Source organism: Pseudoalteromonas sp. MT33b, assembly GCF_014117385.1.
GTDB lineage: Bacteria > Pseudomonadota > Gammaproteobacteria > Enterobacterales > Alteromonadaceae > Pseudoalteromonas > Pseudoalteromonas lipolytica.
This window is the reverse complement of record NZ_CP059831.1, coordinates 3,150,280-3,166,673: the sequence shown is the minus strand read 5'-3', so window position 1 is coordinate 3,166,673 and position 16,394 is coordinate 3,150,280. Positions and strand designations below refer to the sequence as shown.

Sequence of the window (16,394 nt, the reverse complement as noted above, 5' to 3'; positions counted from 1 at the left end):
GGATGAATATGCAATACAAAGTTGAAGGAAAAATTACAGCCTTAGAGTTAGCTGAAGCTTTAGGTTTGCAACTTAAAGGTAGTAAATCGCAGTTGATCTTAACTGTTGGCAGTTTATCAAATGAAAACTCATCGGTTTTAAAGTTTACAAATAAGCAACAAGAGAAGCACCTGAATGGCATAGTTATTGGTGATAAAGATAACAATGCAGAGTCATTAATTATTTCAGATAATCCTCGTTTAGATTTTTGCCGAGCATTACAATACTTAGTTGATGTTTCAATACTTGTAAATGATTCAGGTAAATCATGTATTCACCAAACAGCTATAATAGCTGAGTCTGCTGTTATAGAGCCTGGCGTTAATATAGGAAAAAACTCTGTAATTGAACATAACGTAACCATACACAAAGGTTCTGTAATTGGTGACAATACAATAATTAGGTCTAATACTGTGATTGGCGCTCAAGGCTTTGGTTTTGAAAAAAATGTGGATGGTTCGTGGGTTCGGTTTCCTCACCTTGGTAGGGTTATTATTGGTAGTAATGTTGAAATAGGTGCTTTAAATAGCCTATGCGTTGGGGCGCTTGAGAATACAGTTATTAGTGATGGAGTTAAAACAGATAACCTGGTTCACATTGCTCATAATTGTCAAATAGGGAAAAACTCAATTTTAACTGCCTGTACAGAGTTAAGTGGTGGAGTAACTATAGGAGAAGGGGTATGGATGGGTCCAAACTCCTCTACAATGCAAAAAATAACCATTGATGACTTTGCTGTTGTTGGCTTAGGTAGTGTCGTGACAAAAAATGTAGAATCGGGACATACAGTTGCTGGTGTGCCTGCTAAAGTAATAAGGAGAGGCTAATGAAAACAGTATTGATTACAGGTGGTACAGGTGGGATTGGAACTGCTTTAGTTAAAGCTTTTGTCAATAAGGGCTATCATGCTTTTGTTACTCATACCCATAAAACAGAAGATACATTAGATAGTTGGTTATCTGAAAATGAACTTAGCTTAAACGATGTCACTTTTTTACCTCTGGACCTTAACAATAGAAATGAAGTTGAGCTTCAGTTATCTGCTTTATTAGAAAAATCCAATGTTGATGTTTTGATTAATAATGCAGGGATTACGGCCGATTCAACTTTTTTAAAGATGAAGCCAGAACAGTGGGATAACGTAATAAATACTAATTTAACGTCTTTGTTTTCTGTTACTCAACCAATTGCGCGCTCAATGGTTGAGAATGGTTTTGGTCGAATCATTAATATTAGTTCTATTAATGGTTTAAAAGGGCAGTTTGGTCAGTGTAATTATTCTGCTGCTAAAGCGGGCATTATAGGTTTTTCTAAGTCTCTGGCTCAAGAGTTAGCGCTGAAGGGCGTGTCGGTAAATGTTATAGCCCCTGGCTATACAATGACACCTATGGTTGAGAGTATGAGAGAGGATATTCTTGAAAAAATCAAAGGTAATATACCGACTAAACAATTAGTTTTATTAGACGATTTAGCCAAAGCAGCTTTGATGATCGCTGAAAGTGGTATGTCATTAACAGGAGAAACAATTTCTGTTAATGGCGGACAGCACATGTATTAGTTATGAATATTTGGTATATACACCCATATGCGGGCAGTCCTAAATATGGGATGTCTTTTAGGCCTTATTATCTCGCAAAACACTTTAACAAGTTAGGTCATAACACAACAGTTATTTCATCATTAAAGCATCACCTTTGCTCATTACCTTTTAAAAACCCAGGTCTAGTTGATGTAGAAGGAGTGCAGTATTTTCTTCAAAACTCTATCGACTATCAGGGCAATGGAATTAAGCGCTTACTTAATATGCTAATGTTTGGCTTGGGTTTATTTGGGAAGCATTTTAGAACTTTTAGCAAAATAAATCCCCCTGATGTTATTATTGCTTCAACAGCACATCCTTTTCATCTGTTGGCAGCAAAGTATTACAGTAAAAAATACAATGCGAAATTAATTCTTGAAGTAAGAGATATTTGGCCTTTAAGCCTCCAAGAGCTAGTTGGAATATCTAAATATCATCCTCTTAGTATTTTAATTAATGCGTTTCAGAAGTTTGGCTATAAAAAATGTGACCACTGTGTATCGTTATTAGAAAACTCTGAATTGTTCTTCTTAAATGAAGGTCTTAAAAAAGGAAAGTTTAGCTGTATTCCAAATGGTATTGAGTTATCAAGCAAGCATGAAAAAGAATCTGAAAATTCATCATTGAAGTCACAGCTTAGTATCGCAATTTCAAATTTTGATACTGTTATAGGTTATACTGGTGCGTTAGGTATACCGAATAATTTAATGCCTTTAATAAATGCAGCTGAAAAATTTAAGAAATATAATATTGGTGTTTTGTTAGTCGGTGATGGAATTCAGAAAAAAGCGCTAGAAGAAAGGGTGGCTGAGTTGCAGTTAGATAATGTGGTTTTTTTTGGTAAGGTTCCTAAACATTTTGTGCCATATGTAATAGATTCATGTGATGCAATGTTTATTAACGCTATGCCAAAAGAGCTTTATAAATTTGGTATTTCACCAAATAAGATATTTGATTATATGATGCACGATAAATTAGTGTTTAATGGAATAGACTCTCCAAATAACCCTTTAGAAAAAGCCGGGTGTGAGATCAACTTTCCAGCTAATGATTATTTGTCGTTAGCCAATAAAGTTATTGACTTCCATAAAAACAAAGAAAACTTCTCTATTAATTCATCTGAATTTGTTCGGAGACAGCACTCTTATGCTCAACTTGCTAAAAATTATGAATCACTGATGGAAAGTTTAGTAGGATGAATAAAGTAATTCTGACTGGAGGCAGTGGTTTTATAGGGCAGCACTTACACGAAAGTTTACTAAAAAATTCATGCAAAGTTTATTCTTTATGCAGAGAAGAGCTATCAGGTAAGAATAAATCAATATCAGAATCAGATTTTTTTGATACTAATACGCATGTAAATGCTGATACTGTTATTCACCTTGTCGGAGCCGCACATAACCATTTCTCTGACAATGAAGCTAATTATATAAATTTTGAGTTAACTAAAAAGGTCATTGAGCGTGCAGTTTCACTTAATATAACAAGGTTTATTTTTTTAAGTTCTGCGAATATATATAAAGAATGTAAAGATACAATAAAAATTGATTCTCAAATTGAAGTTGATAGCTTACCTAATACTATGAAAAGCAAGCTTTTAGCTGAACAGTATATTCAACAAGTAGCTAAAAATAATGATATTGAGGTTGTTATTATTAGAAGCCCTCTTGTTTATGGTGAAAATGTCAAAGCTAATTTTGCTTCATTAATGAAATTTGTTGGTAAAGGGTTTCCGTTACCATTTAGATTAATTAATAATAAACGAAGCTTAGTATCGATTTATAATTTAGTTGATTTAATACAAGTTTGCATACGCCACCCTAGAGCTGCTAACCAAGAGTTTTTAGTAAGTGATGATCACGATTTATCAACGGCAGAAATGGTCGCGCTAATGGCAAAGGTTCAATGCAAGCCAAACTTGGCGCTTCCAGTGCCTGTTTGGTGCTTTAAATTAGCAGGTAGATTATTTGGTAAAAAAGATATTGTTGACAGGCTAACAGGTTCACTTCAGTTAGATATAACACATACAAAAAATACGCTTAACTGGTCTCCGCCTTACTCTGTTGAACATGGCTTTAAACTTGCTGCTAAACGCTCTTAACAAGAAACTAATGGATTTATAAAATGATACGTTTACTCGACTTTTTCTTTGCTTTATTTGGTTTGCTTATAGCTTTACCATTTTTAGTTATTTTATACGTTATAGGCTTGTTTGATACAGGTTCGCCTATTTTTACACAAGAGCGTGTAGGGCGACATAAAAAACCGTTTACTCTTGTTAAATTTAGAACAATGAAGGTTGATACAGCTTCTGTTGCCAGTCATTTAGCAAGTACAGCCTCAATTACACCTTTTGGTGGTTTTTTGCGTAAAACAAAGTTAGATGAGTTACCACAGCTTTGGAATGTACTAAAAGGTGAAATGAGTTTGGTTGGCCCGCGCCCTGGTTTATTTAACCAAGAAGAGTTAACAGAGGCTCGTGATGCTAAAAATGTTTATTCTGTCCGCCCAGGTATTACCGGCCTTGCTCAAGTAAACGAAATTGATATGTCTACCCCAGAACTCCTCGCACAAACGGATCGTGAAATGATCGATACCCTTACTCTATCGAGTTATTTTAAATATATTTTAATGACAGTTACGGGGAGTGGGAGCGGTGATCGTGTTAAATAGTGACCAAAGTTTAGGTGGTCACTGAGGCTCAATAGAGCTTTCGTCCTAGGTTTAATTCAAATTTTCATAAAAATCAAACACTAATGATATTGTATTGGTTTGGTAGCTAGATTCATTTAGTTCAGCTATAATTCATGAAAATTTAACAACTGTTAAGCAGCCAGTCAGCTTAAGTTGGTATTTTAATCGGCAAAAACAAGACAGGGAACTTGTTGTGGATAATATTATTCGCTCTATTTTAAACTCTTCGCGTGCAACTAAGCGCATTATTACTCTTTTTATCGATTCGCTATTTATAATATCAGCGTTTTGGCTTGCGTTAATAGTTAGGCTCGATAGCATTGCACCGCTTAGTAAAACAGACAACTGGATGTTGCTTTTATTACTTGTGCCCACAGCGTTGTTTACTTTTATTAATTTAGGTTTGTATCGTGCAGTGCTGCGTTATATGAACTCGCAAGCTTTGTGGGCCATTGTGCTTGGTACCCTTATTAGTACGGTTGCTTTGGTACTTTTTGCTTTTTTTATTGGTGTAGAAATCCCCCGTACCATGCCGTTTATTTTTGCTTGGCTATGCTTACTTACAGTGGGTGGGGCACGTATTGTTGTGCGTGCGATGATTGGTAAATTAACAACAGCAAATAAAGAGTCGGTTATTATTTACGGTGCGGGTTCGTCGGGTCGCCAATTAGCCACAGCGCTAGGCGCAGGGCCAGAGTACTTTGTACGCGCTTTTATAGACGACGACGAAACAAAGCAGGGCTCTATTATTCAAGGTATTCCTGTTATTGCCTTTAAAGATATTTACGACCTAATAAACAGAGGTAAAGTAAGTAAGGTTTTACTGGCAATGCCAAGTGAGAGCCGAGCCCGTCGTAAACAAATTTTAGCGCAACTTGAGCCGCTTTCTATTAAGGTGCTTTCTATTCCTGGTATGGCCGATGTAATAGAGGGTAAAGCTAAGCTTTCTGAGTTTAGAGATGTTGAAATAGAAGACCTATTAGGTCGCGATTGTGTGGCACCAAAGGCGCATTTATTGGCCGCTAATATTAAAAATAAAGTGGTTATGGTAACCGGTGCTGGTGGCTCAATAGGGTCTGAGTTATGCCGCCAAATAGTAAAGCAAAAACCAACCAAGCTTGTGTTGTTCGAGCTAAGTGAGTTTGGTTTATATTCAATAGAAAAAGAATTAGCAGAGTATATAGCTAATAACCAACTTAATGTTGAGCTAATCCCAATTATGGGCTCTGTACAGCGCATTAACCGAATTGAAACAGTAATGATAGCGTTTGGTGTACAAACCGTTTATCACGCTGCAGCCTACAAGCATGTACCTTTAGTTGAACACAATGTTGTTGAAGGTGTACGCAATAATGTTTTTGGTACTTATTACACGGCTAAAGCTGCTGTAAATGCCAAAGTTGAAACCTTTGTACTTATATCGACCGACAAAGCAGTGCGCCCTACTAATGTTATGGGGGCTACAAAGCGTATGGCAGAGCTGTGTTTGCAAGGCTTAGCCCAAAATAAAGGTAAAAACCATAACACGCGGTTTTGTATGGTAAGGTTTGGTAATGTTTTAGGCTCTAGTGGCTCGGTAGTGCCATTATTCCGTAGGCAAATACGTGAAGGCGGCCCAATAACGTTAACCCATAAAGATATTACCCGCTTTTTTATGACCATCCCTGAGGCCGCACAATTAGTAATTCAGGCTGGTGCTATGGGCAAAGGGGGCGATGTATTTGTACTTGATATGGGTGAGTCGGTAAAAATTATCGATTTAGCCACAAAAATGATTCGTTTATCTGGCTTTGAAGTAAAAGATAAAAACAACCCGCATGGTGATATAGAAATAGTGTGTACAGGCCTTCGCCCGGGTGAAAAACTGTTCGAAGAGCTATTAATTGGTGACAATGTAGGCGAAACATCGCATGAGCGCATTATGACCGCGAATGAAGTTATGCTGCCTCTAGCAGAGCTTAATGTATTTTTAGAGGCGCTTGATATCGCTTGTCATAACTTTGACCACGAAACCATAAGACAATTACTACTAGACGCACCAACCGGCTTTAACCCGACCGATGGTATTTGTGACTTGGTTTGGAATGCGAAACAAACAACAAGTCATAATATCAATGACTTTGCAGAGCAAGGCAAGGTAGTTAATTTAAAAAATTAACAAAGTATATTTGATCATTTTTTTAAATTAAAGGTTGCTTCGCAAACGCGCCATGCAAGCATAACGCCTACGGTTTAATATAGGCGTGAAATTTATCTCGCGCGAAAGGGTTGTAAGCAACGAGTTACGAGAAGCGAGATTCGAGCTTGTGTAGAGAAGGTTGTTAATGCCGATGAAAAGGTTTACTTTTTCGGCGTTAAAACGCCTCCTACAATGTGTGATATGTATCACTTGTAGGCAACGATTTACGAGAGGCGAGCTTGTACAGCTAAATCGAGATGGTTGTTAATACCGCTTAAAAGGTTTGCTTTTTCGACATTAAAACGCCTCCCTCGTGTGTGATGTGTGTCACTTGTAGGAGGGGCTTTAGCCGTGAATTTTAAAAAATAACTTCCGATGAAACGCGCCATGTAAGCATAACGCCTACGGTTTTGTCGCTTTTTATTTGAATTTTAATATTACAGAATAATATTGCTCGCATCTCGCATCTCGCATCTCGCATCTCGCATCTCGCATCTCGCATCTCGCATCTCGCATCTCGCATCTCGCATCTCGCATCTCGCATCTCGCATCTCGCATCTCGCATCTCGCATCTCGCATCTCGCATCTCGCATCCAAACAACCATTCACTTTCTATCAAGCTTTGAGTTGTTAACGTTGACTTAAACGAACGACAAATAAAGGATTTGATATGAAGGCTGTTATTCCTGTTGCAGGGCTGGGCACTCGCATGCTGCCAATGACTAAGGCTATTCCAAAGGAAATGCTGCCATTAGTAGATAAACCACTTATTCAATATATAGTAAGTGAGTGCGTCGCTGCAGGCATTAAAGATATTGTACTCGTAACACATAGTTCTAAAAACGCCATTGAAAACCACTTTGACACGAGCTTTGAGCTAGAAGCAACACTCGAAAAACGTGTAAAACGTACCCTACTTGAAGAAGTGCGCTCTATTTGCCCTGAAGATGTAACCATTATGCATGTTCGCCAAGGCGAAGCTAAAGGGTTGGGCCATGCAGTAATGTGTGCTAAACCGATTGTTGGCGATGACGACTTTGTGGTTGTATTGCCCGATGTAATTTTAGATGCGTATACGGCAGATCAAAAAACTGAGAATATTGCAGCTATGATCACGCGCTTTAAAGCGGTTAAAGCAAGCCAAATTATGCTTGAACCTGTTGCCTTTGATGATGTGAGCAAATACGGTATTGCCGACATAAACGGTGTAAAAATTAAAGCGGGCGAAAGCGCCCCTATTAAAACCATGGTTGAAAAGCCTAAAGCTGAAGATGCGCCTTCTAACTTAGCGGTTGTTGGTCGTTATGTATTGTCGAAAGCTATTTGGCCACTACTGGCTAAAACCCCCGCTGGTGCGGGCGGCGAAGTTCAGCTAACTGATGCGATCGACGAGCTAATGAAACACGAAATTGTTGAGGCTTTTCACATGAGCGGCCGTGCACACGACTGTGGTGATAAATTGGGCTATTTAAAAGCGATTGTTGAATACAGCATGCGCGATGAAAAGCTAGGAGCTGAATTCACTGATTTTGTAACGAAAATGGTTAACCCTACAGAAAGACACCTTAAAGCGGTTTAACAAAAAGATTTCAAATATAAGAAGTTAGATATTAGATTTCATAAGTCAGATTACACACACATTTAGTGGTTAGAAGTTAGTTAATAGTTTTTAACCACTTGCTTTATCCTCCCCCCAACAAAATCTTGTTCAACGCAACTCGCCACTATTTAATTCGTACTATCTTCTTGTTTTTTGATTCTAATGTTATATTTACTTTAATTAAGGATTTTATAATTTTAACTCGGACTCACCTATGCCTAAATTTAATACCTTGTTTTTAAGTTGTGCTGCTGCATTAAGCTTGCCGGCTGTTGCAGACGACATTAAAGCGTATCAATCATTCTCTGGTTACACAGGTTTAATAAATACCCCTAATGCCGAAGTACAATTAAAAGGTACTGCAGATATTGGTTTTAACAATCAACTAGATCTAAGAGGTGTTAAGTATTTAGACGGCCATAACTTTATATTTTCTGCTGGGCTATTTGATGGCCTAGAAGTCAGTGGCCAGATTGCCGCAGAAACAATGCACGACAATATTTTTTTAAGCGAAGGTCGTGGACAGTTACGTGATTTATCATTTAATGCTAAGTATCAATTACCTTATATTCCAAAAAACTGGTTTAGTGTGGCTGTAGGTGCTAAAGATATTGGTGGTGCAGCCAATAACTACGAAACGTATTATGTAGTGGCATCAAAAGAGTTATGGGATTTTAGATTCAGTGCCGGTATTGGTACTAACGAAAAGCGTACAGGTATGATGGACGGCGCCTTTGCGGGAGTTGAGTGGCAACCACTCGAGTGGTTTAGTGTATTAACCGAGTACGATGCCGAAGCAGTAAATGCAGCTGCACGTATTACAGTACCTAAAAAGTGGCTTTACGATATTGGTGAGCTTACTTTTACCAGCCGCTTTTACAGCAGTACCGATTTTTCTGAAGAAAAAGACACCTATTGGGGTGTTAACTTTAGCCTACCATTGTCTGATGAAGCTAAAAGTAATTATAAACCTGTTGAACCAGCGCCATATGTTGCACCGGTTAGCACTAAGCCAATGGCTAAAGTGAATGACCATGGTGTAGGGTTTATTCATACTGCCATGGCTCCAGAACTTGCAGAGCAACCTAAGGCATTAACGCTTGCTAAAATTAATAAAGCACCTAAAGAGCTGTCTAATGCAAATTTAGGTGACCAAGTTCAGCAATTAAAAGATGCTTTATTAAATGACGGCTTTGAAAATGTGGTAGTTGGTTTTAACACCAGTACAATTTTTATTAATTTTGAGAACTCGGTATTTAACCGTAACAATGTAGACGCGATAGGTGTTGTACTTGGTCGCATTACAGAAAATGTTAGCATTGCAAACAAGCACTTTAGTGTTCAATTATCTAAGTCGGATTTACCACTAATCGCCATTCAGGGAAATATTGATAACTACCGTGCCTTTATAGAGCGTGGTATAAGCCCTGACTTAAATATTCAACATGGTCGAGCGAGTATCCCCGAGGGTGTTGTGTGGGCAGGTAAAGCACAAGCAAGCCCATACTTTAAACCTCGTTTAACAGTAAGCCCAGTGCTTTCATCAACATACGCTACTGAGTTTGGTGTTTTTGATTACTCGGTAGGTGCACGTGCAACACTTGATATACCGCTTTGGAAAGGAGCGGGTATTAATGTGGCTGCGCAAACTATCATTGAAGAAAGTGACGACTTTGAAGATCGTAAAGTATTTGATAATTACAGCCTTGACGAAGGCATTGTAAATGCAAGTTTGTATCAAACCTTTGCGTTACCGTTTGGTTTTTATAACCAAACGCAAATAGGTTTTTATAAAGATTTTTTTGATTACAAAGCGATTATTAACGAAACAGCATGGCTCAGCCCTGAAGGTCGCCATAAAGTAAGTGCAAAATTAGGCTATTTTGATTTTGCTGATTACAGAGCGACTCGCGAGTATCAAACGCTTTCTTATCAATACAACTGGGTAGAACACGATATTACTTTACACGCCAGCGGCGGTAATTATTTTTACGAAGACAGTGGCTATAAGCTAGAAAGCCGTTTTTGGTTTGGTGACAGCTACGTAGGTGTATATTATCAAGATACTGAATCGCAAAAAGTAGGTGTTGCAATTAGCATTCCGCTTACTCCACGTAAAGACATGAATGTTACGCGTTATGGTCAGTTAAAAGGCCAAGCTGCATGGCGTACTTCTGTTGGCACACGTATCGGTAATGATGTAAATACCCTAGTATTTAATGAAGCTTATGCGCCTACATCATCAATCACACTCGATAACACGGTGTTTAATAAAGGCCGCTTAAATGCAAGCTACATTTACAACAACCTAGCGCGCATGAAAGAAGCGTATGAGAGTTATAAATAACGCAGAGTAACGAGGAACGAGTTACGAAAAGCGAGCTAAATAAAAAAGCCAAGGAGTGGCTATGTATTATGAAAACCTTGATGTTTGGAAAAGATCTTTTAAATTAAGTCTTCTAGTTTACAAAAGCTTGTATGCATTAAAAGATTTTGGTTTGAAGGATCAGATGTGTCGTTGCTCGGTTTCTATACCGAGCAACATTGCCGAAGGTTATGAGCGTTTTTCTCAAAAAGAAAGGGCTCACTTTCTTTCAATAGCAAAAGGCTCAGTTGGTGAATTGAAAACACAAATCATGCTAGCTTCTGAGCTAGGCTACCTCCAAGAAGATAGCTATTTGTTTATTTTAAATGAATGTGAAGAAATAGGTAAAATGTTGGGTAAGCTAATTTACATAATTAAGAATAATTAACGTATTCTTGTAAACTCGCTACTCGCTACTCGCTACTCGCTACTCGCTACTCGCTACTATTTCTTTATCAAAGCGTTGCTTTAGGCCCGTTAGCATTGCCCCTAACTCTTTTGTTTCTTTGATCCAAAGTTGTGCTTTATCTCGGTTTATATAGCCTATTTCTATACCAATATAAATTTGTGTTCTTGCTTCAGCAAGAGAAGCTCTCGCAATATCGATAAATCGACTTTTTTCTTTAAAACTTTCGCGACTAACCCCCTCTGCAATGTTGCTAGGTACAGATAAACCTGAACGCGTTAACTGGTCTCGAAAGCCAAAATCTTTAATCTTAGTTGTTGATTTATAAATATCTGCACTTAACCGTGCCGAACGTTTCCATACATCTAAGTTTTCAAAATTCATAACAAATTCCTTGTGCTATTTTAATCTAGTTTCTAACCTCTAACCTCTAACCTCTAACCTCTAACCTCTAACTTCTAACCTCTAACCTCTAACTTCTAACTTCTAACTTCTAACTTCTAACCTCTAACTTCTAACCTCTAACTTCTAACTTCTAACTTCTAACTTCTAACTTCTAACTTCTAACTTCTAATTTCTAACCACTATTTCTATTCCTATTCCTTTTCCTAAAACCTGTTCGAGTTTTTTTGCTAATGTCTGTTTTGCTTGTTCATCGCCATGAACGATTTTAATTAAACGGGGTTTTTTAAGCATACCGGTTACAAACTTAATTAATCCGGTTTGATCTGCGTGGGCGCTGTAGCCGCTAATTGTGTGTATTTGTGCGTTTATGGTTACTTTTTCGTTATTTATAAATACATAACCATTGCGTGGGCCATAGGTTTGAATATCGCGCCCAAGTGTTCCTTCTCCTTGATAGCCTACAAAAATGACGTCGGTTGTTTTGTCTGGTAAAAAGCGAGCTAGATAATTCACAATTCTGCCACCGCTGCACATGCCACTTGCTGCAATAATAATGGCAGGCTGTTGTTTAGAATCTAAAAAGTTAATAAGTGCTTGATGCTCTTGGTGAGTGTCGATGGTATGTAACTGGCTAAAATCGAGCGGATGGCGGCCTTGGTTTATTCTTTTTTTAGCTTCGTCGTCCCACAGTTCTTTGAAGTGCAGGTACTCAGTCGTGAAATTTGCCGCCATGGGTGAGTCTACAATAATTTGTAGTGTATGCCACATGGAGCGTTTACTCGCGGCATGAATAATCTGTTCAAGCTCGTATAGCAGCTCTTGCGTTCGGCCAATACTAAAGGCAGGTATAAGCACCACTCCGTTGTCGCTTACAGCTCGCTCAATAACCTTTTTAAGCATTGTTACTCGCTCTTTTCTGCCCTGATGGTTTTTATCGCCGTAGGTTGATTCAATAACGAGAGTATCAGCTTTATAAGGTGGCTTAGGAGTAGGTAACAGTGGTGTATAGGGGGCGCCTAAATCACCAGAAAAAACGACGCGATGTGTATTTGGTTTACTGCCAAGTTCAATTTCAATATAAGCTGAGCCTAAAATATGCCCAGCACGCTGCAAACGAAACTTTGTTTTTAGTTGTAAGTCATCGAGAACATGCCACTGATTAAAATCAATCGCAATAATTTGTCGTTTAAGTAATTTAAGGCAAGTGCGGATCATGCTTTCATCGCGGGTGACGCCTACTTTTAAAGCATCTTCAATCACCATAGGCAGGAGTTTAGCACTTGCCAAAGAGGTATAAATAGGCCCTCTGAAACCTGCTGCGAGTAGGTATGGAATACGACCAACATGATCAATGTGGCAATGGGTAACAAGAAGCGCTTTTAATGTTGAAATATCAAATTCGATATTAAGATCGTGTTTGCTTTCTTCTCCCTGAAACAAACCACAATCAACAAGTAAAGAAGCCGAGTCGTTTATGAATAGCTGGTGGCATGAGCCAGTTACGCCGTTCACCGCTCCATGGTGTTTTATATGCATAATATACCTTCGGTATTAATGGGGTAGTTTTCAGCATAGAGGTTATTGGTTGTTAGAGCAACGGATGATAAGGCATAGGTAACGGTAACGAGTAGCGAAGTACGAGATGCGAGATAAATAAACCACGAGCAGCGAACTGTGAGATAAATAAGTAACGAGTTACGAAAAGCGAGATGCGAGCTAAACCGTGAAGGATGTTTAATACCACTGAACAGGTTTGCTTTTTCGGCGTTAAAACGCCTCCTACGTGTGTAGTGTGCATCACTTGTAGGAGGGGCTTTAGCCGTGAAAGGGTTATAGTAACGAGTTACGAGTTACGAAGTACGAGATGCGAGCTAGTACAGCTAAATCGAGAAGGTTGTTTGATATTGCTGAATGGGTTTGCTTTTTCGGCGTTAAAACACCTCCCCCGTGTGTGATGTGTGTCACTTGTAGGAGGGGCTTTAGCCGTGAAAGGGGTGTAAGCAACGAGTTACGAGAAGCGAGATGCGAGCTAAACCGTGAAGGATGTTTAATACCGCTGAAAAGGTTTGCTTTTTCGGCGTTAAAACGCCTCCTACGTGAGAGATGTGTATCTTTTGTAGGCGTGAAATTTATTTCGCGTGAAAGGGTTATAAGCAGCGAGTTACGAAAAGCGAGATGCGAGCTAAACCGTGAAGGATGTTCAATACCGCTGAAAAGGTTTGCTTTTTCGGCGTTAAAACGCCTCCTACGTGAGAGATGTGTATCTTTTGTAGGCGTGAAATTTATTTCGCGTGAAAGGGTTATAAGCAGCGAGTTACGAAAAGCGAGATGCGAGCTAATGTAGGCGTGAAATTTATTTCGCGCGAAGATGGCTAACCTCTAACCTCTAACCTCTAACCTCTAACCTCTAACCTCTAACCTCTAACCTCTAACCTCTAACCTCTAACCTCTAACCTCTAACCTCTACTTCAGTTCATCCCTTATTTATCTCTAAAATCGCTTTAAGGGTATGCTCTTTGGCGAGAATATCGCGGTATAGGGCAAACTGGTTGCGGGCACGTTCTAGGTTATGGTGTGCGTGCTTGGTGGCAAAGTAGTTATCACCATCGATAAAGTCGGTTAAAAAGCGCAGACCAATCATAAAGGTCATGACTTTTGTACCAAGCCAAAAGCTTTCTTTTTCGGCGTCGGTAATAACCTCTTTTAACGGTTCTACATAACCTTTTACGATAGCGGCGAAGATCTCTTCGCGAACGCGCACGTTGTTTAAATTCGTAGAGTCTTCTTGCTCTGGTGAGCAGAATGTACGCACCATGTCACCAAAATCAAACAACCAGTAGCCTGGCATGCAGGTATCTAGGTCGATAACGGCTTTGGCATTATCTGACTGCTTACAAAAAAGCATGTTGTTTATTTTCGTGTCGTTATGGCAAGGTCTAAGTGGAATTTTACCTTCAAGCTCTTTTAGTTCATCGACTAGCGTATATTGGTTTAAGCAAAAATCAATATCGCTTTGGCAAAGCGCAACTCTGCTTGCTGGGTCATGTTCGACGACCTTTTTGAAAGCGTCAAAACGCATCGCTAAATTATGAAAATTAGGAATGACATGATGCAGCTGGTCAGCTTCAAAGTCTTGCAATGCTAAAGCGAATTGTCCAAATGCATTGGCTGCAGTTTGTGCCTGCGAAATAGTTGCAACAACATCTTCGCTGTAACTGCCGCCAATAAATTCGAGTGCACGCCATACACCGTGATCGTACTCAACCAAAAAGTCATTTTTTATTGTGGGTACATGGCGAATAATGTCTAAATCATACTCACCTTTTTGGTGTTTTTCTGTTAAATGCTGTTCAATCAAACGTGCATTTTCGACCAGTTGCTCTGGGTGTGGAAACACATCGGTATTGAGCTTTTGCACAACTAGCGCATGTTCATCCGTTTTTAAAAGCATTGTGGTGTTGATGTGGCCGTTGCCAATTGGTTTTAGACTTACATCCACTTTGTTTAGGCCAAAACATTCAGATAAATGCGCTGCAACTGGGTTAGACTTCATAGGAAATTCACTTTTAATTTGCATTTGAACAGGTGTGCTTGTTGTTAGTTCGTCCGTGATGTAATTCATAAAGCTTTTTTGAAACCTTTTCTAGCTCTGATCTGTAAGTAACACCATACCAAGCAGATTGAGCCTGGTAGACAGCCACTGATTGAAATGTGTTTTTGATTGCTTTTTGGATTTGGTCAGGCAAATAATACTCTTTTGTGACACCGTTGTCATTATCTTCTAGAAACTCAGAAAAACCACTCTCTAAATACTCAAAAATACGCGGTGTAATTCCCCAAAAGCTCATTGAGCCTAGTGCATCATTTGCTATTTCGCATTGTTCACCGTGAGGGTTATTGCCATAAAGCGTGTTGTTCTCACGTTTTATATCTAAATACTCAACCACATCGATAAGATAACCTTGCTGATCTACCTTACATACCCCTCGGTTAACGCCACCTTGCATTGAAAGCGTGTCTTTAATTGGGTACCCAACCATTGCCCACTGCGAGTTGTGTTTAAAATGTTCTGCGATAATCTCGAATGATGAAGCACCGTAATAATCATCGGCGGTGACCACAATGGCAGGGTTATGAACAAACGGTTTTGCACATAAAAGTGCGTGGCCTGTACCCCAAGGTTTAGTGCGCGTTGTGGCTAAAGAGCTAAATTTAGCGGGTATCGCTGTGATTTCTTGTTCTACGAGCACAATATCGAGTGATTTAGGTAAGCGAGGTAAAATGGTGGCCTCGAACTCTACGCGTATTTTTTTATTAATCACGATGACAACTTGGCTTACCCCCGCGTTTACTGCATCGGTAATGCTGAGTTCCATAATGGTACAACCAAGGCCAGGGATCTCAGCAATTTGCTTATTTCCACCAAAACGGCTACCAAGTCCGCCCGCCAATACGATTAAAGTTAGAGAGTGTTGTGTCATTGCGCATACAGAGTGAAAAAACAAAGGAAAAGTTTACCAGAAATATTTACGGCGTAGGAGGGGCTTGAACCGTGAAATTATAAGCAACGAGTTACGAGAAGCGAGATGCGAGCTAGTACAGCTAAATCGAGAAGGTTATTTAATACCACTGAACAGGTTTGCTTTTTCGGCGTTAAAACGCCTCCCACGTGTGAGATGAGTGTCACTTGTAGGAAGGGCTTTAGCCGTGAAAGGGTTATAGTAACGAAGTACGAGATGCGAGATGCGAGCTAGTACAGCTAAATCGAGAAGGTTGTTTGATATTGCTGAATGGGTTTGCTTTTTCGGCGTTAAAACGCCTCCCACATGTGTGATGTGTAGCACTTGTAGGAAGGGCTTTAGCCGTGAAAGGATTGTAAGCAACGAGTTACGAAGTACGAGATGCGAGCTAGTACAGCTAAACCGAGAAGGATGTTTGATATTGCTGAATGGGTTTGCTTTTTCGGCATTAAAACACCTCCCACGTGTGAAGTGTGTATCACTTGTAGGAAGGGCTTTAGCCGTGAAAGGGGTTGTAAGCAACGAAGTACGAAAAGCGAGATGCGAGCTATATCGTGAAGGTTGTTTAATGTCGCTGAACAGGTTTGCTTTTTCGGCGTTAAAACGC

13 protein-coding genes are annotated in these 16,394 nt (G+C 39.3%); 9 read left to right on the top strand and 4 right to left on the bottom strand.

Translation table 11 applies throughout. The annotated features are described in order from the left end of the window. Positions 1 to 8: 8 nt before the first annotated feature. The 9 genes from H3302_RS14280 to H3302_RS14240 all read left to right on the top strand — a co-directional run bounded on the left by H3302_RS14280 (position 9) and on the right by H3302_RS14240 (position 10,844). Positions 9 to 866 carry a UDP-3-O-(3-hydroxymyristoyl)glucosamine N-acyltransferase gene (locus tag H3302_RS14280; RefSeq protein WP_182395629.1) on the top strand — a complete coding sequence of 286 codons (858 nt, stop codon included), beginning with the start codon at positions 9 to 11 and terminating at the stop codon, positions 864 to 866. Beyond that, a complete protein-coding gene (locus H3302_RS14275) occupies positions 866 to 1,597 on the top strand; it encodes a 3-oxoacyl-ACP reductase (RefSeq protein ID WP_182395627.1) in 732 nt (243 codons plus the stop codon). Before H3302_RS14280 ends, H3302_RS14275 begins: the two co-directional genes overlap by 1 nt. Positions 1,598 to 1,599: 2 nt before the next feature. Then, positions 1,600 to 2,817: a glycosyltransferase family 4 protein gene (locus tag H3302_RS14270; protein WP_182395624.1), complete on the top strand. Its 1,218-nt coding sequence runs from the start codon at positions 1,600 to 1,602 to the stop codon at positions 2,815 to 2,817. Further along, a complete protein-coding gene (locus H3302_RS14265; RefSeq protein ID WP_182395622.1) occupies positions 2,814 to 3,719 on the top strand; it encodes an NAD-dependent epimerase/dehydratase family protein in 906 nt (301 codons plus the stop codon). Before H3302_RS14270 ends, H3302_RS14265 begins: the two co-directional genes overlap by 4 nt. 23 nt (positions 3,720 to 3,742) lie before the next feature. Further along, positions 3,743 to 4,291: a sugar transferase gene (locus H3302_RS14260; RefSeq protein ID WP_182395619.1), complete on the top strand. Its 549-nt coding sequence runs from the start codon at positions 3,743 to 3,745 to the stop codon at positions 4,289 to 4,291. 214 nt (positions 4,292 to 4,505) lie between these two features. Beyond that, positions 4,506 to 6,470 carry a nucleoside-diphosphate sugar epimerase/dehydratase gene (locus H3302_RS14255; protein ID WP_182395617.1) on the top strand — a complete coding sequence of 655 codons (1,965 nt, stop codon included), beginning with the start codon at positions 4,506 to 4,508 and terminating at the stop codon, positions 6,468 to 6,470. Positions 6,471 to 7,161: 691 nt separating this feature from the next. Then, on the top strand, positions 7,162 to 8,070 hold the full coding sequence (gene galU / locus H3302_RS14250; protein WP_182395615.1) for a UTP--glucose-1-phosphate uridylyltransferase GalU: 909 nt from the start codon (positions 7,162 to 7,164) through the stop codon (positions 8,068 to 8,070). Between the two features lie 235 nt (positions 8,071 to 8,305). Then, positions 8,306 to 10,438, top strand: a complete 2,133-nt coding sequence (locus H3302_RS14245; protein WP_182395612.1) for a YjbH domain-containing protein — start codon at positions 8,306 to 8,308, stop codon at positions 10,436 to 10,438. A gap of 61 nt (positions 10,439 to 10,499) precedes the next feature. Further along, positions 10,500 to 10,844, top strand: coding sequence for a four helix bundle protein (locus tag H3302_RS14240; protein WP_182395610.1), 345 nt, complete (start codon positions 10,500 to 10,502; stop codon positions 10,842 to 10,844). 39 nt (positions 10,845 to 10,883) lie between these two features. Here H3302_RS14240 and H3302_RS14235 read toward each other — a convergent pair whose 3' ends face one another. The 4 genes from H3302_RS14235 to H3302_RS14220 all read right to left on the bottom strand — a co-directional run bounded on the left by H3302_RS14235 (position 10,884) and on the right by H3302_RS14220 (position 15,748). Then, entirely contained in the window at positions 10,884 to 11,246 is a 363-nt protein-coding gene (locus H3302_RS14235; protein ID WP_075593940.1) for a four helix bundle protein, read from the bottom strand. Between the two features lie 186 nt (positions 11,247 to 11,432). Continuing rightward, on the bottom strand, positions 11,433 to 12,803 hold the full coding sequence (locus H3302_RS14230; protein WP_182395608.1) for an MBL fold metallo-hydrolase RNA specificity domain-containing protein: 1,371 nt from the start codon (positions 12,801 to 12,803) through the stop codon (positions 11,433 to 11,435). 937 nt (positions 12,804 to 13,740) lie between these two features. After that, positions 13,741 to 14,820: a phosphotransferase enzyme family protein gene (locus tag H3302_RS14225; RefSeq protein WP_182396421.1), complete on the bottom strand. Its 1,080-nt coding sequence runs from the start codon at positions 14,818 to 14,820 to the stop codon at positions 13,741 to 13,743. A 13-nt stretch (positions 14,821 to 14,833) separates the two neighbouring features. Next, a complete protein-coding gene (locus H3302_RS14220; RefSeq protein WP_182395606.1) occupies positions 14,834 to 15,748 on the bottom strand; it encodes an NTP transferase domain-containing protein in 915 nt (304 codons plus the stop codon). Positions 15,749 to 16,394: the final 646 nt, after the last annotated feature.